General features: G+C 59.0%; 16 protein-coding genes, 4 tRNA genes and 2 pseudogenes. 9 read left to right on the top strand and 13 right to left on the bottom strand.

Going from position 1 to position 20,379, the window contains the following annotated elements; genetic code table 11:
• Positions 1–4: 4 nt before the first annotated feature.
• The 5 genes from ACTJKT_RS08960 to uvrB all read right to left on the bottom strand — a co-directional run bounded on the left by ACTJKT_RS08960 (position 5) and on the right by uvrB (position 4,400).
• Positions 5–80, bottom strand: a tRNA-Ala gene (locus ACTJKT_RS08960).
• A gap of 53 nt (positions 81–133) precedes the next feature.
• Positions 134–209: transfer RNA gene (locus ACTJKT_RS08955), tRNA-Glu, on the bottom strand.
• A 79-nt stretch (positions 210–288) separates the two neighbouring features.
• A tRNA-Ala gene (locus ACTJKT_RS08950) sits at positions 289–364 on the bottom strand.
• Between the two features lie 237 nt (positions 365–601).
• The gene (gene gltX / locus ACTJKT_RS08945) at positions 602–2,083 is read right to left on the bottom strand and encodes a glutamate--tRNA ligase (RefSeq protein ID WP_007922014.1); all 1,482 of its coding nucleotides are present in this window, start codon (positions 2,081–2,083) and stop codon (positions 602–604) included.
• A gap of 301 nt (positions 2,084–2,384) precedes the next feature.
• The gene (gene uvrB / locus ACTJKT_RS08940; RefSeq protein ID WP_440786825.1) at positions 2,385–4,400 is read right to left on the bottom strand and encodes an excinuclease ABC subunit UvrB; all 2,016 of its coding nucleotides are present in this window, start codon (positions 4,398–4,400) and stop codon (positions 2,385–2,387) included.
• A 335-nt stretch (positions 4,401–4,735) separates the two neighbouring features.
• Between uvrB and ACTJKT_RS08935 the strand changes: the two genes are divergently transcribed.
• The 3 genes from ACTJKT_RS08935 (at position 4,736) to ACTJKT_RS08925 (ending at position 6,572) form a co-directional block, all read left to right on the top strand.
• Positions 4,736–5,932: an amino acid aminotransferase gene (locus ACTJKT_RS08935; protein ID WP_053278183.1), complete on the top strand. Its 1,197-nt coding sequence runs from the start codon at positions 4,736–4,738 to the stop codon at positions 5,930–5,932.
• Positions 5,933–6,082: 150 nt separating this feature from the next.
• Positions 6,083–6,277, top strand: a complete 195-nt coding sequence (locus ACTJKT_RS08930; RefSeq protein WP_023968605.1) for a hypothetical protein — start codon at positions 6,083–6,085, stop codon at positions 6,275–6,277.
• A 219-nt stretch (positions 6,278–6,496) separates the two neighbouring features.
• Positions 6,497–6,572, top strand: a tRNA-Asn gene (locus tag ACTJKT_RS08925).
• Between the two features lie 238 nt (positions 6,573–6,810).
• Here the strand turns inward: ACTJKT_RS08925 and ACTJKT_RS08920 are convergent.
• Positions 6,811–7,137 carry a hypothetical protein gene (locus tag ACTJKT_RS08920; protein WP_440786824.1) on the bottom strand — a complete coding sequence of 109 codons (327 nt, stop codon included), beginning with the start codon at positions 7,135–7,137 and terminating at the stop codon, positions 6,811–6,813.
• Here ACTJKT_RS08920 and ACTJKT_RS08915 point away from each other — a divergent pair.
• Entirely contained in the window at positions 7,136–8,293 is a 1,158-nt protein-coding gene (locus tag ACTJKT_RS08915) for an MFS transporter (protein WP_440786823.1), read from the top strand. The two genes, ACTJKT_RS08920 and ACTJKT_RS08915, sit on opposite strands and share 2 nt — an antisense overlap.
• A 44-nt stretch (positions 8,294–8,337) precedes the next feature.
• Here ACTJKT_RS08915 and ACTJKT_RS08910 read toward each other — a convergent pair whose 3' ends face one another.
• Positions 8,338–9,876 (bottom strand): nucleobase:cation symporter-2 family protein, encoded by a 1,539-nt coding sequence (locus ACTJKT_RS08910; RefSeq protein WP_440786822.1) that lies wholly within the window; start codon positions 9,874–9,876, stop codon positions 8,338–8,340.
• A gap of 236 nt (positions 9,877–10,112) precedes the next feature.
• On the opposite strand from ACTJKT_RS08910, the gene ACTJKT_RS08905 reads away from it, so the two are divergent.
• Together ACTJKT_RS08905 and ACTJKT_RS08900 are read left to right on the top strand one after the other, a co-directional pair.
• Positions 10,113–10,532, top strand: coding sequence for a hypothetical protein (locus ACTJKT_RS08905; RefSeq protein WP_440786821.1), 420 nt, complete (start codon positions 10,113–10,115; stop codon positions 10,530–10,532).
• A gap of 131 nt (positions 10,533–10,663) precedes the next feature.
• Positions 10,664–11,086 carry a DUF4952 domain-containing protein gene (locus tag ACTJKT_RS08900; protein WP_440786820.1) on the top strand — a complete coding sequence of 141 codons (423 nt, stop codon included), beginning with the start codon at positions 10,664–10,666 and terminating at the stop codon, positions 11,084–11,086.
• 12 nt (positions 11,087–11,098) lie between these two features.
• Here the strand turns inward: ACTJKT_RS08900 and ACTJKT_RS08895 are convergent, their stop codons facing one another.
• Positions 11,099–11,935, bottom strand: coding sequence for an arylamine N-acetyltransferase family protein (locus ACTJKT_RS08895; RefSeq protein ID WP_440786819.1), 837 nt, complete (start codon positions 11,933–11,935; stop codon positions 11,099–11,101).
• Positions 11,936–12,228: 293 nt separating this feature from the next.
• Positions 12,229–13,791, bottom strand: a complete 1,563-nt coding sequence (locus tag ACTJKT_RS08890) for a sensor domain-containing diguanylate cyclase (protein WP_440786818.1) — start codon at positions 13,789–13,791, stop codon at positions 12,229–12,231.
• A gap of 265 nt (positions 13,792–14,056) precedes the next feature.
• Between ACTJKT_RS08890 and ACTJKT_RS08885 the strand changes: the two genes are divergently transcribed.
• Positions 14,057–14,545, top strand: coding sequence for a hypothetical protein (locus ACTJKT_RS08885; protein ID WP_440786817.1), 489 nt, complete (start codon positions 14,057–14,059; stop codon positions 14,543–14,545).
• Positions 14,546–14,596: 51 nt separating this feature from the next.
• Here ACTJKT_RS08885 and ACTJKT_RS08880 read toward each other — a convergent pair whose 3' ends face one another.
• Positions 14,597–15,451 (bottom strand): LysR substrate-binding domain-containing protein, encoded by an 855-nt coding sequence (locus ACTJKT_RS08880; RefSeq protein ID WP_440786816.1) that lies wholly within the window; start codon positions 15,449–15,451, stop codon positions 14,597–14,599.
• A gap of 95 nt (positions 15,452–15,546) precedes the next feature.
• On the opposite strand from ACTJKT_RS08880, the gene ACTJKT_RS08875 reads away from it, so the two are divergent.
• Together ACTJKT_RS08875 and ACTJKT_RS08870 are read left to right on the top strand one after the other, a co-directional pair.
• Entirely contained in the window at positions 15,547–16,185 is a 639-nt protein-coding gene (locus tag ACTJKT_RS08875; RefSeq protein ID WP_440786815.1) for an FMN-dependent NADH-azoreductase, read from the top strand.
• Between the two features lie 292 nt (positions 16,186–16,477).
• Positions 16,478–16,890 (top strand): annotated as a pseudogene (locus tag ACTJKT_RS08870) (IS110 family transposase); the annotation flags it as partial.
• Between the two features lie 340 nt (positions 16,891–17,230).
• Here the strand turns inward: ACTJKT_RS08870 and ACTJKT_RS08865 are convergent.
• The 3 genes and pseudogenes from ACTJKT_RS08865 to ACTJKT_RS08855 all read right to left on the bottom strand — a co-directional run.
• Positions 17,231–18,091, bottom strand: coding sequence for an AAC(3) family N-acetyltransferase (locus ACTJKT_RS08865; protein WP_440786814.1), 861 nt, complete (start codon positions 18,089–18,091; stop codon positions 17,231–17,233).
• The gene (locus ACTJKT_RS08860) at positions 18,088–19,365 is read right to left on the bottom strand and encodes a lipopolysaccharide biosynthesis protein (protein WP_440786813.1); all 1,278 of its coding nucleotides are present in this window, start codon (positions 19,363–19,365) and stop codon (positions 18,088–18,090) included. The genes ACTJKT_RS08865 and ACTJKT_RS08860 overlap by 4 nt, the downstream gene beginning before the upstream one ends.
• Positions 19,366–19,517: 152 nt before the next feature.
• Positions 19,518–20,186 (bottom strand): annotated as a pseudogene (locus ACTJKT_RS08855) (DNA adenine methylase); the annotation flags it as partial.
• Positions 20,187–20,379 lie beyond the last annotated feature (193 nt).

Genomic DNA, 20,379 nt, shown 5'->3' with positions numbered 1-20,379 from the left:
AAATTGGTGGAGCTAGACGGGATCGAACCGTCGACCTCTTGCATGCCATGCAAGCGCTCTCCCAGCTGAGCTATAGCCCCAGATTTTTCGCCTCGCGGCGGAGCGACATCTTGTAACATCGCTTCTGTAAAACTGGCGTCCCCTAGGGGACTCGAACCCCTGTTACCGCCGTGAAAGGGCGGTGTCCTAGGCCACTAGACGAAGGGGACGCAAACCCTTCTGTACAACAGATCAGAGCTGAGACCTGATCGATTCAAGGCCGGTGTGGCCAGGCCTTGAACTGTAAATTGGTGGAGCTAGACGGGATCGAACCGTCGACCTCTTGCATGCCATGCAAGCGCTCTCCCAGCTGAGCTATAGCCCCTCATCGTTGATGTCATCGCTGAGGACGGGGCGAATCTTAAGGGCGTATCGGAAGGCTGTCAAATTTTTTTTCAGCTTTTTTTAAAAAAATTTGCCGGCATAACAATCACTTACCGCCCTCCCCCGTAAATCCGGGGCTTTTGCAGACCCTTGTGCCCTCCACCAACGACCGCAATTTCACTTCTTGCGCAGGTCCGCGGGAGCCAGCATGCCGGCTCCCGCGAATCAGAGTGCTGAATCAGGCGATGGCGCCCAGCAGCTTTTCCCACTCTTTGTTTTCTTTCTTCGACACGCCACCCAGCAGGTCGATGGCCTGGCGCAGGCGGAAACGGGTCAGGTCCGGCCCCAGGATTTCCATAGCATCGAGCACCGAGACCGAGCTGGCCTGACCGGTGATCGCGGCGAACATCAGCGGCATGGCATCACGCAGCTTCAGCTCCAGGGATTCGACCACGGCCTGGATGGTCGCGGTGATGCTGTCCTTTTCCCACTGCCGCAGGCTTTCCAGCTTCCACAGGATCAGTTGCATCAACTGCCGTACCTGATCGCCAGAAAGCTTCTTCGACTCGAACAGCTTGGCATCCGGGGTCACGCCACCGGCGAAGAAGAACCCGGCCAGCGGTGCGATCTGGCTGAAGGTTTCCACCCGGCCTTGCACATGCGGCGCGATCTTCATCAGGTATTCGGGGTTCAGCGCCCAGGTCTGCACGCGGCTGGCGAACTCTTCCACCGGCAGGTCGCGCAGCCACTGGCCATTGAGCCAGGACAGCTTCTCGATATCGAAGATCGGCCCGCCCAGGGAGACGCGCGACAGGTCGAAGTTGTCGACCATTTCCTGCAGCGAGAACTTCTCGCGCTCGTCCGGCATCGACCAGCCCATGCGGCCCAGGTAGTTGAGCATGGCTTCCGGCATGAAGCCCATGCGCTCGTAGAAGGTCACCGAGGTCGGGTTCTTGCGCTTGGACAGCTTGCTCTTGTCCGGGTTACGCAGCAGCGGCATGTAGCACAGCTGCGGCTGCTCCCAGCCGAAATACTCGTAGAGCAGAATCAGTTTCGGCGCCGAAGGCAGCCACTCTTCACCACGCAATACGTGGGTGATGCCCATCAGGTGGTCGTCGACCACGTTGGCCAGGAAGTAGGTTGGCAGGCCATCGGTCTTCATCAGTACCTGCATGTCCATGCGATCCCACGGGATCTCGACATCACCACGCAGCATGTCCGGCACCACGCAGACGCCTTCGCTCGGCACCTTCATGCGGATCACGTGGGGCTCGCCAGCGGCCAGGCGACGGGCCACCTCTTCCTTGGACAGCAGCAGCGCGCGGCCGTCGTAGCGCGGCGTCTCGCCACGGGCCATCTGCTCGGCGCGCATCTGGTCCAGCTCTTCGGCGGTGCAGAAGCACGGGAAGGCATGGCCCATGTCGACCAGTTGCTGGGTGTACTTCTGGTAGATCTCGCTACGCTCGCTCTGCCGGTAAGGGCCGTGCGGGCCGCCCACGTCCGGGCCTTCGCTCCAGTTGATGCCCAACCAGCGCAAGGCGTCGAAAATCTGCTGTTCGGACTCGCGGGTCGAACGCAGCTGATCGGTGTCTTCGATGCGCAGGATGAACTCACCGCCATGCTGCTTGGCGAAGCAGTAGTTGAACAAGGCGATGTAAGCGGTACCTACGTGGGGATCCCCGGTAGGCGATGGCGCGATGCGCGTGCGGACGGTGGTCATGGCATGTCTCGGAAAGAATATGAAAAGCGAAGATCAAACAAGAGGCGAATGGTAACAGGCGATGCCGGCCCCGCTCCAGTGAGCGGGGCATTTAAGCCAAGGTCGAGGCTACTCGAGTCGCCCGGCCCGCTGAACCGCCAATTGTCCGCTCGCTGCATTTACCACTGGTCGTCAGCACGCTGGCAATTCTGCTGACCAAGGTGCTACCGGCCGGGATCAAGCCCGGAGAAGCCCATTGATGGCTTGCGACGCCGGCTGGACTGCGTCGCGGAGCATGAAACGAATCCGTAGCGGTTGCAGATCAGACCGTCAGCAAACGCTCGCGCAGCTTGCCGATTTCGTCGCGCATCTGCGCCGCGGCTTCGAACTCCAGGTCGCGGGCCAACTGGTACATCTTCTCTTCGAGCTGGCGAATGCGCTTGGTGATCTCGCTGGGCGAACGCAGTTCGTTTTCGTAGCGGGCATTTTCCTCGGCGGCCTTGGCCATGCCCTTGCGCTTCTTGCTGCGCGAACCGGGCACGGTGGCGCCTTCCATGATGTCGGCGACGTCCTTGAACACGCCTTTGGGGGTGATGCCATTGGCCAGGTTGAAGGCGATCTGCTTGTCGCGACGGCGCTCGGTCTCGCCGATCGCCCGCTCCATGGAGCCGGTGATGCGGTCGGCGTAGAGAATCGCCCGACCGTTGAGGTTACGCGCGGCACGGCCGATGGTCTGGATCAGCGAGCGCTCGGAACGCAGGAAGCCTTCCTTGTCCGCATCGAGAATCGCCACCAGCGACACTTCCGGCATGTCCAGGCCTTCGCGCAGCAGGTTGATCCCCACCAGCACATCGAAGGTGCCCAGGCGCAGGTCGCGGATGATCTCAACCCGCTCCACGGTATCGATGTCCGAGTGCAGATAACGCACGCGCACGCCGTGATCGGCGAGGTAATCGGTCAAGTCCTCGGCCATGCGTTTGGTCAGGGTAGTCACCAGCACCCGCTCTTCCTGGGCCACGCGCTTGGTGATTTCCGACAGCAGGTCATCGACCTGGGTCAACGCCGGACGCACTTCCACCTGCGGGTCCACCAGGCCGGTCGGACGCACCACCTGCTCGACCACGCGGCCGGCATGTTCGGCCTCATAGTTGCCCGGCGTGGCCGAGACGAAGATGGTCTGCGGGCTGACCCCTTCCCATTCGTCGAAGCGCATCGGCCGGTTGTCCAGCGCCGAGGGCAGGCGGAAGCCGTACTCCACCAGGGTTTCCTTGCGTGAGCGGTCGCCTTTGTACATGGCGCCGACCTGCGGCACGCTGACGTGGGATTCGTCGATCACCAGCAAGGCGTCCGCCGGCAGGTAGTCGTACAGGGTTGGCGGCGCCGCCCCGGCAGGCCGCCCGGACAGGTAGCGCGAGTAGTTTTCGATGCCGTTGCAGTAGCCCAGTTCGAGGATCATCTCCAGGTCGAAACGGGTGCGCTGCTCCAGGCGCTGGGCTTCCACCAGCTTGTTGTTGCTGCGCAGGTATTCCAGGCGTTCCTGCAACTCGACCTTGATCCCTTCGATGGCGTCCAGCAGGGTTTCCCGCGGCGTCACGTAGTGGCTCTTGGGATAGAAGGTGAAGCGCGGCAACTTGCGGATCACTTCGCCGGTCAGCGGGTCGAAGGCGGAGATGCTCTCCACCTCGTCATCGAACAGCTCGATGCGGATCGCTTCCAGGTCGGATTCCGCCGGGTAGATATCGATCACATCGCCGCGCACCCGGAAGGTGGCGCGGGCGAAATCCATGTCGTTGCGGGTGTATTGCAGGTCGGCCAGGCGGCGCAGCAAGGCGCGCTGGTCGAGCTTGTCGCCGCGATCGACGTGCAACACCATCTTCAGATAGGTTTCCGGGCTGCCCAGGCCATAGATGCAGGACACCGTGGTGACGATGATCGCGTCCTTGCGCTCCAGCAACGCCTTGGTCGCCGACAGGCGCATCTGCTCGATATGGTCGTTGATCGAGGCGTCCTTCTCGATAAAGGTGTCGGAGGACGGTACATAGGCTTCCGGCTGGTAGTAGTCGTAGTAGGAAACGAAGTACTCCACCGCGTTGTTCGGGAAGAATGCCTTGAACTCGCCGTACAGCTGCGCGGCCAGGGTCTTGTTCGGCGCCAGCACCAGGGTCGGGCGCTGCACCTGGGCGATCACGTTGGCGATGCTGAAGGTCTTGCCCGAGCCGGTCACACCGAGCAGTGTCTGGTGCGCCAACCCGGCTTCGATGCCCTCGACCATCAGGCGGATGGCTTCCGGCTGATCGCCGGCGGGCTGGAAGCGGGTGACTAGCTGGAATTCAGACATAACGTACCTCTGGGTTCACTCCAGCGCGACGCCGCCGCACAGGAACGAGAAAGACCGCAAACGACGAGTGTCGCAGGGAAAATACTGGATTGTGCTGGATGTGGAGGCAAATTCCACAGCTTTCAAGGTAAAGCTCCCAAGCCCCTCTACGACTTTGCTGTTGCAATAAGACTAACGGTCGAAAAATAAACCGAAAAACTTGCCGGAAAAGCCCTTTCAGCTGTCGCCGCGCACAGTGATGGCCTCTATACTAGCTCCCCGTTTGTGCACCGCTCTAGTGCATTCGGCTGGAGCGCGACACGTCCCTCCACACTCCATTCAGAGCCGCCGTAATAATGAGCCTGTTCTCCGCTGTCGAAATGGCACCACGCGATCCTATCCTGGGCCTCAACGAAGCATTCAACGCCGATACCCGTACCAATAAGGTCAACCTGGGGGTCGGTGTTTACTGCAACGAGGAGGGGCGAATTCCACTCCTGCGCGCCGTTGTCGAAGCCGAGACGATTCGCGCCGCTCAACATGCCTCCCGTGGCTACCTGCCGATCGACGGTATCGCCGCCTACGACCAGGCCGTGCAGAAGCTGCTGTTCGGCAACGACTCGCCGCTGCTGGCCGCCGGTCGCGTGGTCACCACCCAGGCCGTCGGCGGTACCGGCGCGCTGAAGATCGGTGCCGACTTCCTCAAGCAGTTGCTGCCTGACGCTGTCGTGGCCATCAGCGACCCAAGCTGGGAAAACCACCGCGCGCTGTTCGAAACCGCCGGTTTCCCGGTGCAGAACTACCGTTACTACGACGCCGCCACCCACGACGTGAACCGCGTCGGCCTGCTGGAAGACCTGAATGCGCTGCCAGCCCAGTCGATCGTGGTCCTGCACGCCTGCTGCCACAACCCGACCGGCGTCGACCTGAGCCCGGAAGACTGGAAAAACGTGCTGCAGGTGATCAAGGCGAAAAACCTGGTGCCGTTCCTCGACATGGCCTACCAGGGCTTTGGTGACGGCATCGCCGAAGACGCCGCCGCCGTGCGCCTGTTCGCCGAATCGGGCCTGACCTTCTTCGTCTCCAGCTCGTTCTCCAAATCCTTCTCGCTGTACGGCGAGCGCGTTGGCGCGCTGTCGATCGTCAGCGAATCGAAAGAAGAAAGCGCGCGCGTGCTGTCGCAAGTCAAACGCGTGATCCGCACCAACTACTCCAACCCGCCGACCCATGGTGCAAGCATCGTCGCCGCCGTGCTCAACAGCCCGGAACTGCGCGCCCAGTGGGAAGCCGAACTGGCCGAAATGCGCCTGCGAATCCGCGGCATGCGCCTGCAGATGGTCGACCTGCTGGCCAAGGGCGCGCCACAGCGCGACTTCAGCTTCGTGGCCCGTCAGCGCGGCATGTTCTCCTACTCCGGCCTGACCGTCGAACAAGTGACGCGCCTGCGCAACGAGTTCGGCATCTACGCCCTGGACACCGGCCGCATCTGCGTGGCCGCGCTGAACCAGAGCAACATCGACGTCGTGACCAAGGCCATCATCCAGGTGATCTGAGCCACGCGCAGTGAATGAAAGGGGGAAGCCTGCGGCTTCCCCCTTTTTTGTGCGCCGCCTTTGAAAGCGCAGTACCGGGACGGCTTTATCGCGAGCAAGCTCGCCCCTACACTGAATTGCGCGCCCCCTCCTCCCTATCGAGAACTCCCCATGAGACACGACGACCTGCGAGCCGACCGCGACGAACTGGACCACTTCCCCCGCCCGCAGAAACGCGAAAAGAACCTGGTCCTGCAAATTGCCCTGGGCGTATTTTTCGGCGGCCTGGCGCTGTGGCTGGTACAACTGGCCGCCACCTCGCTGGCCGCGAAGTTCATGCTGGGCACCTTCACCTTCGGCGGTTAAGAACGCTCAACCGGCCAGTTCAGCGAGTGCTGGCTGGCGGCAGAGCGCGAGAAACCACTGCCGGAGCGCCATGCCAGACCTGTGCCACGCTTCCGCTAACCGCCAATGGCCAAAAAGCCGCGGATTGGCGTCATGACATGGGCCAACCGAGTTCACTCAAGCGAAAAACTGTTTTTGGATGCTTGACTTCTCCTTTTTAATCAGTAAGATACGCCGCATTCCGCGATAGCTCAGTTGGTAGAGCAAGTGACTGTTAATCACTGGGTCCCTGGTTCGAGTCCAGGTCGTGGAGCCATCTTCCTACACTGATTGGCCAGCAACACTTTCAGGAGCGCCCTGCTCCTACGGCGAATCAGCTCAGCGTCACCCTCCCCCAAGATCGATTCACCGCATGCCAGATCGGCATGCGGATACGCGTTTGCGCTGCGCCCGACGCCAACCTGTCTCCGATTGCCTGACGCCAGCGCCTGAAGTAGGCTGTGCCCCCTCTCACGCCAGCCGTCACGACTCATGTTTTTCCCCGCACAGCCCCCTCACAGTTTTCTCTCGCTGAGCCCATCGCAGACCTTCGCGATGTCGCAATCCGACTGCACAATCAATCGACGCCGCCGCAGCGTGCTGTTCGCCTTCACCTTCTCTCCCCACGCCTGAACCCCAGAGTTGCGCCCGAACCCGGCGCGGACCTGATGCCGCAGCAGCCCTTGCCTGCCGCGCATCGATCCATCCGCCGCTTTGCACCGCAGCATCCTGACCCGACCTACGCCTGCGCAGGCCGAACCGGAACCCTGCCCGAGCAAAAGCGCCGCGCCACAGCAAACCCTCTTTGAGCGCCCGATCCATCGGGTGCAGGTGTCTTCCATGAACAAAACCCTGTTGGCCGCGCTGATCCTCGGCATCTCGATTGTCGGTCTGAGCATCGGCTCCACCGTGCCAGTCATCGCCTTGCGCCTGTATCAGGCCGGCGCCTCGAACACCCAGATCGGCATCATGTCGGCCCTCCCCGCCGCCGGCATGATGCTCTCGGCTTTCCTGGTGAACGGCCTATGCCAGAGGCTCAGCCGCCGGCAGATCTACCTGCTGTGCTTCAGCCTGTGCGCCCTCAGCATCGGCGCCCTGGAAATCCCCGGGATCAGCCTGACCGGCCTGGGGCTGGCGCGGATCGTCATGGGCTTCGGCGCCGGGCTGATCATTATCCTGGGGGAAACCTGGGTCAACGAGATGGCCGCGGACACCGTGCGCGGGCGAGTGATTGCGGTCTACACCACCTGCTTCACGGTGTTCCAAATGATTGGCCCCGGCCTGGTGGCCCTGCTCGGCACCGAGGGTCCGGCAGTTATCATCAGCGTCAGCGCAGGTTACCTGCTGGCCATCGCGGTGATCTGGCTGACCCTGCCACGCCAGCGCCCCATCGCCGGACACGCCGAGAACAAGAGCTTCTCGGTACTGGGCTTTATCCGGGTGGCGCCGGCGCTGTGCGTGGGCATCCTGTTCTTCGCCTTCTTCGATACGGTGATTCTCTCGCTGTTTCCGGTCTACGCCGCGACCCACGGCTACGCCATCAAACTCGCGGCGCTGATGGTCAGCATCATTCTGCTGGGGGATGCGGCATTCCAGTTTCCCCTGGGCTGGCTGTCGGACAAGGCCGGACGCGCCGCCATCTACCTGGGCTGCGGTCTGGTGTCGTTGCTGATCGGCCTGGGGCTGCCACTGTTGATGAACTACCCGGCGCTGCTCTGGCCAAGCCTGGTGATACTCGGCGCGGCGGCCGGCGGGGTGTATACCCTGGCGATCATCCTGATCGGCCAGGAATTCAGCGGCCCCGACCTGGTCACGGCCAACGCCAGCGCGGGATTGTTGTGGGGGATCGGCAGCCTGCTGGGGCCGCTGCTCAGCGGCGCGGCCATGAGCGGTGGCGCCCACGGCCTGCCCTTGACGCTGTCGGCGGCGGCCGCCGTGGTGGTGCTGTTCGCCTGGTCGCTGGTCCGGCAAGGGCTGCCGGACCGGGTCGCGGAGTAGCCGGCCAGGTCTGGACCGATAGCGTCCAGCCTGGCGACTCGGCCCTAGACCTTGCTGGTTTCGACCGCGCCCGAGGCATGGGCCGAGGGCTGATGGGCAGCCGGAGAATGCTCGCCATGGGAGGTATCCACCACCGGGATCTCGTTACCCTCGGCATCGTGCAGCTTGCCGCCGCTGAAATAATCACCCTCGCGCAACACCGCCAGGTCCTGGTAGCGCAAGGTGCGCTCGGACGCCACGGCGAACACCGATTGCTGGTCCGAGTTGCCCAGGGTGAAGTGGTTGAAGGTCAGGTTCAGCACGATGGCCATGATCGCCGACGAGCTGATGCCGGAATGGAAGATGGTGGCGAACCAGCTTGGGAAATGGTCGTAGAAATTCGGCGCGGCGATGGGAATCATGCCGAAGCCGATCGAGGTGGCGACGATGATCAGGTTGACGTTGTTGCGGTAGTCGACCTTGGACAGGGTCCGGATACCGCTGGCCGCCACGGTGCCGAACAGCACGATACCGGCACCGCCGAGCACCGAGGTCGGCACGGCAGCGATCACCCGCCCCATGAACGGCAGCAGACCGAGGATCACCAGGAACACCCCGCCGGTGGCCACCACGTAGCGGCTCTTGATCCCGGTCACCGCCACCAGCCCGACGTTCTGGGCAAAGGCGCTCTGGGTGAAGGAACCGAAGATCGGCGCGATCATGCTCGACAGCATGTCGGCGCGCAGACCGTTGCCCAGGCGCTTGGAGTCGACCTTGGTGTCGATGATCTCACCCACCGCGAGGATGTCGGCCGAGGTTTCCACCAGGGTCACCATGACCACGATGCACATCGACAGGATGGCGGCGAAATGGAAGGTCGGCATGCCGAAATGAAACGGCGCTGGAAAGCCGAACATCGGCCCCTGGGTGACCATGGAGAAGTCGGCCATGCCCAGGAACACCGCGATGATCGTCCCCACCACCATGGCCAGCAGGATCGACAGCCGCGAGATGGTCGCGCTGCCGATCTTGCTCAGCAGCAACACCAAGACCAGGGTGATCGCCGCCAGGCCGATATTGGCCATGCTGCCGAAGTTTTCCGCATGGCTGTTGCCACCCATGGCCCAGCGCGCGGCCACTGGCATCAGGGTCAGGCCGATGGTGGTGATCACGATGCCGGTGACCAGCGGCGGAAAGAACTGGGTGATGCGTGAAAACACCGGAGTGATCAGCAGACCGATCAACGAGGCAGCGATCACCGCCCCGAGAATCGACTGGAAGCCCCCTTCGCCACCGCTGCTGACAATCGCCACCATGGTCGCCACACCCGAGAAGGACACGCCCTGGACCAGCGGCAGCTGACAGCCGAAAAACGGCAGGCCAAGGGTTTGCAGGAGAGTCGCCAGGCCACCGGCGAACAACGACGCCGCGATCAGCAAACCGATGTCCGCCGGTGCCAGGCCGGCGGCCTGGCCGACGATCAAAGGCACCGCAACGATACCGCCATACATGGTCAGAACATGTTGCAGGCCGTAGGCCATATTCGCGCCAAGACCCAGGTTTTCATCTTCAGGCCGTTGCGGTGAAACGGAGGGCGTTTTCATGGTTGGGGGGTTCCCTGGTTTTTGTTATGGGGCACACTGTATTCAACAGTAGAGACAAATGTCTATAGAGTTGTATACACTTTATTCGGCACTGCCCGACCTCATAAACCCGCGCCACCCGATAGCCAGCCCCCGCCTTTCACCTCCCGAACACCGTCCCAGACACCCTGATAGAATCCCACCTCCAAGGGCGCCCACCCAGGCAATGCCCTTCGTCTACGCATGGAAGCGCTTGAATGAATCATCTATGGCAAACCTTTATCCTCGCCTACGGCAGCTTCCGCACAGTCATAGTGCTACAGGGCTTCGCGATTGCAGTATTCGGTGCCTGTTTCGCCGATAGCCTGTGGCAAGGGTTCTGGTTTGCCCTTGGGACATTCGCCTTGTTCATCAGCGGTGGCCTGCTGTTTGGCTTTCTACCCATGGCACTGGTGTTTACCCCGCTGTACGCCCTGCTCTGCGCCAAGGGGCTTGCCAACTGGCTCAGCAGCCTGTTGCTGGGATTGACGATTGCTGGAGTGCTCTGCCTGCACCCAGCCTTGCGCCTGCTGATGCCGCTTTGGCTGCTGGACAGTGCGTTGATTGCGCTGCTGACTCACTGGACGTATCGCCGCCAGCTGAAGGATGGTTATGAGCGGACGCCTCTATGGCATTGACCCTGAGCCGCCTCTTTACTCGGTATTCGCCCGTCAAGGATTGTGGTGACACAACTCAGCAGACAGCCGCCCAGAGACACTTAGGGGACTTTGCTCAGCAAAAGACTGCTCAGCCAGGAAGGAATCGCCACGTGAACAGATGCTTTTCGATCCTGATCGGCCCTGCGTTGTCGATGCTGGCGTCCAGCGCCCAGGCCGCGCCGGTCTGCGGCGACTTCCTGGCACAGATCGGCAACAAACCCGCCTATATCGAGTTCCTCGAATGTCACGCCGAACCCGAGTTGCAGACCAAGCCGCTGCGCGCCACCTATCGCCTGGCGGGGCGCGATGCCCAGGCTGCCGAACGCTACCTGGGCGAGCAGTTCCAGATGCCCTCCCTGCGGCGCTCCTGCTGCGTCTGGGATGCGCCGCCAGGCTTCTACCGCGATCCGCGCAACCAGCTGGGCTACAGCCTATTCATGGGTTCGGCGGAAACCTTCGTCGATCGCCGCGAAGCCTGGGGGGATATCGACTATTTCTACCTGACTATCGACCTCAACATCGAAGAACCCTGAAGCCCGGGCCGATCAGGCCGGTTGCGGCAGCGCCAGCAATTCGCCGAGGACCTCTCGCAGCCGCGGATGCTGCGGGACCCGAATGGCAAACTCGTTCTGCAACAGAGCAATCAGCTCGTCGGGGTCGGTGATCTGCCGCCGCTCGCTGTCCTGGCCCAGGCGATGCACGGCGTAGCTGCCGTTGTGAAGGGTCCGGCGCAGGCCTGCACCCGTCAGCGCGACCTTCAGCTGGCCGAGAAACGGCGAGTTCTTGTGGGTCGACACGAACCAGTTACCCATTTCGTAATCCACGGCTTCCTGCCGCTGCAGGTCGAATACATACATCGCCCGCCACTCGCCGGCGATCTTGGCGCGCAGGGTGTAACTGCCGTCACGCTCGGTGATGCGATAGGGCTCGTGGGGCGTGGCCTGCTCGTCCTCGGTATCGAGCAGCAGCGGCGCAGTGGGCACCATGCCGCCAAAGCCGACATCCGCGACATAACGCACGCCATCCAGGGTCAGCAGCACCAAACGGTGGGCGCGCGCGGACCAGGCATCTTCCGGCCCGCCCATCACCACCCGCCCGGTAATGCCGCGCGCCTCGTAGCCCAGGTGCTGCAACAGCACCTGGTACATCTGGTTGAGCTCGTAGCAATAGCCGCCACGGCCCTCATGCAGGACCTTGTGCTCCACCGAGGCCAGGTCGATCGGCACCGGAACGCGCAACAGGGTCGACAGGCTTTCGAAGGCGAAGGTGCTGGTATGGCGCAACTGCAGCTCGCGCAGGGTCGCCAGGGTCGGCGGCGGCGCGCTGTCGTAGCCGAGCCGTTGCAGGTAAAGCGCGAAGTTCATCAGGAGGGGCTGACTCATGGGGTTATCCTTATGCATGAGGTGTCGCGTATCGGCGCTATGTATAAGCCATAAAAGCCCCGAACCGACAATTGATTTGGCCAATATCCCTGCTCGAAACAGCCCGTTAATGGACCTCCTTCATTGCCGGAAAAAAACCTGCCATATCAACCAGAAGTCGCGCAACGCATCCTGCATCCGGAGGCGCAACAGGCAGGAATCGCGCGTCATGAACCAGACCGAGGCAACGCCTCGAACACCAGCTGGGTTACCCGAATTAGAACCGAGTGCCCGGAGGCATAGGCAACAGGCTGTCAGCGATCCGAGCGGGCCAGCGGCTCGCTGACGCTCTCGATCGCCACCTGATTGCGTCCGGATTTCTTGGCCTGGTACAGCGCGGCATCGGCGTGTTCGAGGAAGGCTTCGATGCTGTCGTGCCCGTTCGGCACGAAGCAGTAGCAACCCAGGCTGAGGGTGACCCGACCGAAGGGCGAGCCGGTATGCGGGATGTTTTTCTCCATGACGCTGCGACGAATCTGTTCAGCCATGGCGAGAGCGCCCGGCATCTCGGTGTCGGGCAACAGGACCACGAACTCCTCCCCGCCATAACGCACCGCCAGGTCGGCCTTGCGCTGGCAGCAGTCCCTCAACACCTGCGCCACCTCGGCCAGGCACTGGTCCCCGGCGACATGGCCGTAGGTGTCGTTGTAACGCTTGAAGAAATCGATATCGAGCATGATCAGGCTCAGCGGGCTCGCCTGTCGCCCTCCGCGCCCGAACTCGGTCTCCAGCGCCCGCTCGAACAGCCGGCGATTGGCCAGGCCGGTCAGGCTGTCATGGGTCGCGATCACCTCCAGCGCCGCCTGCGCGGTCCGCAGGTCAGCCTCGATGCGCTCGCCGTTGCGCACCTGATGCACGAAGACCCAGCCGAACAGGCCGATCCCCAGCACCACCAGGGCAACGATGCCGCTGGACTGGTAGGCGCTGGCGTACCAGTCCTTGAGCACCGCATCCTTCGAGCTGGCCGCGCCGACCACCAGCGGGTAAGCCTCCAGCTGGCGATAGCCGTAGAGCCGCATCTTCTTGTCGACCAGCGAACTAATCATCGCAGTGCCCGAAGGCGACTCGGGCAAATACCTGCTGAAAATCTCCCCGCGCGCCAGGGACGCGCCGATCTGCCGCTCCTCCAGCGGGCGTCGCGCCAGCAAGGTGCCATCGGACAGGGCAAGGAACATGCTGCCGTTGTCATCGATGTCGAAGCTTTTGAAGAACTGGTCGAAATAGGCCAGCCTGATGCCGGCCATCAACACGCCTTCGAAATTGCCCTGCCTGTCATTCAGGCGCCGCGACAGCGGAATGATCCACTCGCCGCTTTCCCGACTGCGGATGGCCGGGCCGACATGAGCCAGCAAGGAGGTGTTCTGCTGATGGAAGCGGAAGTAGTCCCGGTCGACCACCCCCTCGCCAAGCGGTATCTGATTGGACGAGGTGACGACCCACTGCCCCGTCTGATCGAACAAGTACAGGCTATGCAGTTGCTTGAGCGCCAGAGCCCTCTGCGCAAAGATCTTCTGCAAGAAAGGCTTCTGCGCCGGGCCGTAACCGTCTTTCTGAATCCAGTCGGCCAGGCTGGCCAGCACCAGATCGGCCTCGACGAAGGTATCTTCGGCCTGCTGTGCCATGGCCCTGGCCAGGTTCGACGAAGCGACCTGCGCCCGCGCCATATCGTAGTGATAGGACTGCGCCAGCTGCAGGTAAAGCAGGCCGCACAGGCACAGGCAAACCATCGCAATGAATAGCACCGCGGCCTTGAGCAGCGGAAGCCGCTTCAAGGTTCGATCGGAAGAATGGTGAGGATCGTGAATCGGGATAGGCAAAGCATCATCCTGGCAGGGTATGGCATGCGATGCAGCCGGGCGCCGTTAGTGGCCAATCCTAAGAGGTAATACCGGACAATTCAGGGTGGCACCTTCTGAAAATGTAGAGCATTTTTCTGATGCTCATCAGGGATATATAAGAAACACCTGGTCACAATACAAGCATCGTTATCCTGCAGATGGTCGTGAATCGCTGGTCACCGTCCGCCAAGGTAAAGTACCTTCCGAGACTACACTTACCCTCACATCACGATAGGAAGTCGGAATGAGTAAGTTCGATGAACTCGCCGCAAGGCTGAAACAAAAACAGGACAGCTGGGCCAAGGAAGATATCTCGGCAGACAAGGCTATCGAGCTGTGGCCTGCACAGGTCTATGAGATGTACCACCAGGTCGAGACTTGGCTGACACCCTTGTCAGAGGTCGGCCTGAATATCCGGCGCGTCCCCACTCGCGTATTCGAGAGCCATCCCTCTGGCGCCACCTTCAATTACGCCATTGATCAACTGCTGATCGAGGGCAACCATAAAAGTATCCTCCTCGACCCCATCGCCCGCTTCACCACGGGTGGCGCCGGGCATGTCGAAATCCACGGCAAAGGCCCGGAACGCTACATGCTGCGCAACGGCAGCGAGCATGGTGAGGGACACTGGCTGATCCAGACGGTTCCCGGCTCGGGTAAAACCAGGCCGGACCCGCTCGAACTCAATGAAGACACCCTGCTGTCGGTGATCCAGGAAGGCCTGGATCTCTGACCCCCGCCCAAGCGACTGCCCCTCGGGCAGTCGCCCCGCTGAAGCCGGCAGCTAGACCCGCCGCGCCGCACAATAGGCCACTATCACCTGGGACAACGCAGCCACTATGCCCTGATCGGCGTCCCTGGCCGTGAACAGCCGAAACTCCGCATCAGGCAGTGCCGGCAACCCATGCTCAGCCCCTAACACCGCAAGCCCCTGCCCCAACTGACTGGTGGCTATCGGCGCCACCGCGAACCCGGACAGGGCCGCCGTGCGCAACGCTGCGTTGCTGGGGCAAAGCATTGCCGTGCGCTGGGCGATTCCCGCTTGCGCCAGACGCTGCAGAGCCACCGCCCGATAAGGGCATGGCTCGGGAAACAGCGCCAGCGGCAAGGGTGTCGGCAAGCGGCCGACTAGGTACGCGGAGCTGGCCCATACCAGTGGCTCCTGCCACAACAGCAGGCCCAGCTCACGGGTTTCACACAGCGAGCCGATGACCAAATCAAGAGCGCCCTGCTGCATGCGCTCCAGCAGCGTGCCGGGAATATTCACCTGGATATCGATTTCCATGCCCGGGTACTGCGCCGCGAACTCCTGCAAAAGGCGTAGCAGGCGGGGCTCGACAAAGTCCTCGGACATGCCGATCCGCACCCGGCCGTGAAACGGCGAACGCGTCAGCTCGGCCCAGGCATCGCGGTTCAAGGCGAGGATGGCGCGGGCATAGGCCATCAGGCGCTCGCCATCGGCGGTCAGATGCTGGGAGCGCGTGGTACGGGTCAGCAGCGGCTTGCCAACCTGCTCTTCCAGGCGCCGCAGATGGCCGCTGACCGCCGACTGCGTCAGGTGCAGCCGTTCGGCGGCACGGCTGAAGCCTTCCTCGTCCACCACCGTCACAAAGGTCTTGAGCAACAGAACATCAAACATATAGAGATACGTGATTAATAAGCCATTTATTTACGATTTATATTCCGTTAAGCGCTATGTTGCAATGCCCGGCATTCCTCCTCCGAGATGCCCTCATGACCCGCCTGCTGCATATCCAATGCTCCCCCCGCAAAGAGCGCTCCGCCTCGCAACAAATCGCCCGCGGTTTTATCGACCGCTACCAGACCCACCATCCCCACACCGAAGTCAGCACCCTGGACCTGTGGAGCCTGGAGCTGCCGGAGTTCGACCAACACGCCATGGACGCCAAATACGCCGGCCTGCAAGGCATAGCCCTGTCCCCCGACCAGCAAGACGCCTGGAACACCCTCGAAACCCTCGCCGCCCATCTGCACAACGCCGACCTGCTGGTACTTTCCGTGCCCCTGTGGAACTACAGCATCCCCTACAAGCTCAAGCACTTCATCGACCTGGTCACCCAGAAAGACATCCTCTTCAGCTTCACCGCCGAACACGGCCTGCGCGGCCTGCTGCACAACAAAACCGCGGTCGTCGCCTACGCCCGCGGCCTCGACTTCTCAGCGCAATCCGACACACCGGCGGAACGCTTCGACTTCCAGAAGCCCTACGTCGAGGCCTGGCTGAAGTTTGTCGGCGTCACTCAGGCGCACGCACTGATCGTGGAAAAGACCATCCTGGGGTATGAGGTGGATCAGAAAGCGCGGCAGGAAGCGGTGCAGCGGGCGTGGGAGTTGGCGGATAGGCTGCGATGATTCAAATGCAAATGAGATTCGGCTCTGAACTGGCCTAATGATCCCGGACACCTCTTTAGGGCGATATGATTAGCCCATTCAGGAGGTTCCATGCAAGAACGTAAGACCTACACCCGCAAGTTCAAGCTGCGTGCTACCAGCATGGTGCTTGACAACAATTGCTCGGTTCCCAATGCCTGCGCATCGATGGATGTGGGCCTACAACCCTGCGCCGCTGGATCGATCAGGTACGTAAAGAGCGTCAAGGCCAGGCTGTGGCAGGTACCAAGGCGATCACCCCGGAGCAGAAGGAGCTGCAGGCGTTTACTGGATTCCGGGTTACGAAATATTGGAAGGACATGGCCTTCAGGTCGTGCTGGCCAATGCCCAAGAAGCCCGCGCAGTACCAGGCCGCAAACCGACGTGAATGACGCACAGTGGACACAACGACCCCATGCCTGCGGATTGCTTCGAGCCAGCTTTCACCCCGATCGAGATATCTCGGCCTTGCGCAGCTATCTGAGGCTGCGGGAGCGTCATCTCGACTATGCCGCAGCACATATCCAGCACATGCAAAAAGCGCTGACGCATATGAATCTGCAACTGCACCATGTCGTGACGGACATCACCGGGGTAACCGGTATGCGAATAATCCGTGCCATCGTGGCGGACGAGCGAAGACCCTCGGTGTTTGCTGCCATAAGTGACGCCCGTTGCAAAGCAGGCTAAGCACAACAACAGCTGACAATAAAAGCTCATGTAGACACTGGCCATGCTCTTCGCACACCTGATTGACTCATACGACCACAACTGTCTGTTCCAATACCAATTGGACCATGACATTGGCCGATACCCTTTTTCTCAAACTGCGCGAACACTTCTACCCATATCGCTTCGTCACTCTGACTATAGCTATGGGAGATTTTAACCAAGGACCTTAAAAGAATGATGCTTAAGCTGAGTTTCAGCACGGTGCTCCTGACCAGTTGGAGACACTCAATGCTCTGTCACCGTCACTCGAACATGGTGGCCTGCACCTTGACTAAAAACCAATACCCATAAGAAATTAAAATAATTTCGCCCGTAGTTTTCGGGCAATAAGTTTAAAAAAATAGCCTGGAGCTCTATAAATCCGATCCCAACGACCAACATTACAAGTATAACAATCACTCGACCCACAAACATTCATTTTGCGATCTTGCTTAAGCGCAGCATAATCGATTTCATAACACTCTTTCGCTGGCGCAATAATTGAATATGCATTACCAATGAATCCGGTCGTGAGAATTTGATTTTTGACATATAGCGAATAAAACTTATAAAATGAATTTGAACAGAGCCCAGAATCTGGACGCCTGAACAATTTCACTTCATTACTCGCATCCTTATAATAGGTTGATACAAGCCTTGGAAAAACAGCAAGTGATAAAAGTCCAAGATCAGCCTCTGCCAAGTGCGTCGTTGTAAATCCTGGGCTACTACCAACACATCCGACCAGCATGCACTTTCCATGAGCATCAATTATTTTTCTAATCGGCTCGTATGCGGGTGATTTCTCATCATGACCATTAGTTATATACTCTGCAAGCTTACCAATTGCAACATAGGAACACATTGGATGACGACTCCGAAAAGCATCAGCACGCTTTATCATTGCATTGGGTAGCGCACCAGCATAACTCTTCTTTTGCAGATCAAAAGCATCTTCAACTTTGGGCTTCCTAATAAAGACCCCATCTGTAAAAGCCAGTGAAACAATAGTACCTTCGGGACCTACAGCATTTAAGAGCGCGTCTATAAATACATCCGCCCCCCCCGTGATTCGCCCGACAGCACCTAAGCTGGCTCTCAGAAGAATGGTATCACCAGAACAAACACCCATCCTCGAAAATTCTTCAACGAGTTCTTTTTCTGAAATTTTTGTCATATGCTTTTACCGAGACCTTTAGCAGCTTTATATTGTAAAACAGAGTGCGCTACATATAGCAGCGAGAACGAAAAGACATGAAAAATAATGGCCAATTTATAATCATTAAAAACAATATAACCGAGAAAAAAAGATCCTATCGAAAGAAAAAGCCTCAACACTTGCCAAGCAAGATCAATGGATTGCATACCAGCCAGCAAAACCGTTTGACTAAGCGGGGAAGATAATGCTTGAAAAAAAACCATTATGGAAACTATAGATGCAATTTCTCCCGACGTCCTCCACTGCTCTCCAAAAACAAAAGAAAATAACCAAGGGCCAAAAAATAGTACGGGGAGAACTGGAACAGTGGCAAAGAGAGCCAGTTTGGAAAGCGTTTTTAGAAAAAGCTCGCGACAATTACCATTTTCTTTATAAGCAAGCGCTGCTTCGCTTCTAAAAACATCTCCAACCGCACCACCAACAAGTGATATTGGAGCCGAAAGAGTTTTTTCCGTTAATGAGTAAAAGCCTGCTATAGCAGGACCAAAAAACATACTTAACAAGAGCAAAGGCATCTGCCCTGAAGCCACATTAGCCAGTTGACCAAGTATCAAATACTTTGGAAAAACCGAGTACTTTCTACCTATGGCAGCGATTCGGCTTCGACTAATTTTTTCAAGCTCACCCTTATCTTCACGATAGACAAGCCTCCCCAAGAGGCCTGTTGAGATAATCAATCCCCCAAGCTGGCCCGCAACCATGCCGGCACCACCCATACCGGAGTAGCCCGCTCCGAGTTGCCCCGAGGCGACTCCGGCACTTTGTACCATTCGGCTAAACGCCATACGCTTATAGTACCCTTTTCGATTATTCCAACAATTCAGGCTCTGATAAACCCCCATAAATAACGTAGAAACCGGAATAAAGTAAAGCCAACCTGAAATACTGGGACTCTTTAATAAAGTCACGATCTGCTCATTAAAAACACAGACAAACAATAGTAGGACGCCACTAACAATTAAGCTTAGCACGATAGATAAAGCAACAACGTTGATAGCATCACTATCCTCCTCAGGAAGTATAATGGCCAACTCATATCGACCGGTAACTAGAACAGCAAAAATTGAGGCAACCGCCATATACAAAGCAAATATACCAAAATCTTCTGGCGTATATAGTCGCGACAAAATAGGGCTTATTGCTATCGGAATAGCTTGAGCAATACCTGTACCCGTCATTAATATAATGACATTTCTAACAAAAAGATTTTTATGGAAAAATCGCTGAACCATCTATTAAGCTCCTGTAATATAGGCACTATAGCGCACGAACGAACCTCCTGAAAAGCAGGACATCAAGGGGTAGGCAAGTGACTATGCATGTGATAGCGGGCTGCGGAAAAACTAGTATGTTCACCAACTCTCCACTCACTCGATCTCCCCTACCGCTGGTTCGTATTGCAATAACAGATATGTGGCGCTTCAAAGTGAATGCCTTCAAAGACATTTCCGAATGTCCGGGTGATCGTTGATGCTGATCACCACCTTGGCTTTGCAACGATGCACGAAGCCGAGCATTCACTCGTAACTCTCAAACGGGAAGCTACGCCATAGTCGATGACTTACCAGTAAGGCGGGTCCATGCAATGGAAAGTATGAGTACGGTCGTAGCATTCAAGCCAGGACAGATTTTGACGTAGGTGCCGGACAGATGCCGCCAGCCAGGTGGCCGAGAGATTTCTTCGATCCGCAGCATATTGATCGCTAGACCGACGGAGACAACACCGAACCTCTGCCCAGCCACCTTGTCGGCAAAGATATGGTGCTGCTGGTAGAAGCACTAGGTGACTACTGAGGTCGGTGAGGGTTTAGGGGCGGGTCACCTTCTCCTAGCACGACCTGGGCGCCCATTTGAACTGGGTCACGAACTCTTCCGGGGGGGGCTGCACGACACTAGGTTGCCGTTGATGTCGTTGAGGACCTCTACGGGCGCAACCTGGCCTGAGCCGCATGAAATAGAGCTCAGCACAGCCGGCAAACTTCGACGCAAACACTCACTAAGAAGGGGGGACGAGCAGAATGAGACGGTCGGCCAGGCAGGGTTTGCCACCCACTCAAGGGATGAGTGCAGGCATTAAAACCGTATATATAAACAATTATTATACCTGCTGCGCTTTGAGCACAAAGCGAGAGCCTTGGCAGGACTTCTGGGTAGTCTGTACTCCGACCGTTCTTTTTACTTCGTTGATGAGATTTCTTTGGCACTGCTTTCGCCCACGCCTACAACTGCAACCGACTCGCCCGGCT

The sequence above is a fragment of the Pseudomonas sp. 22526 genome (assembly GCF_052044735.1).
In the GTDB taxonomy this organism is placed as follows: Bacteria; Pseudomonadota; Gammaproteobacteria; order Pseudomonadales; family Pseudomonadaceae; genus Aquipseudomonas; species Aquipseudomonas piscium.
This window is presented reverse-complemented; position numbering and strand designations above follow the sequence as displayed.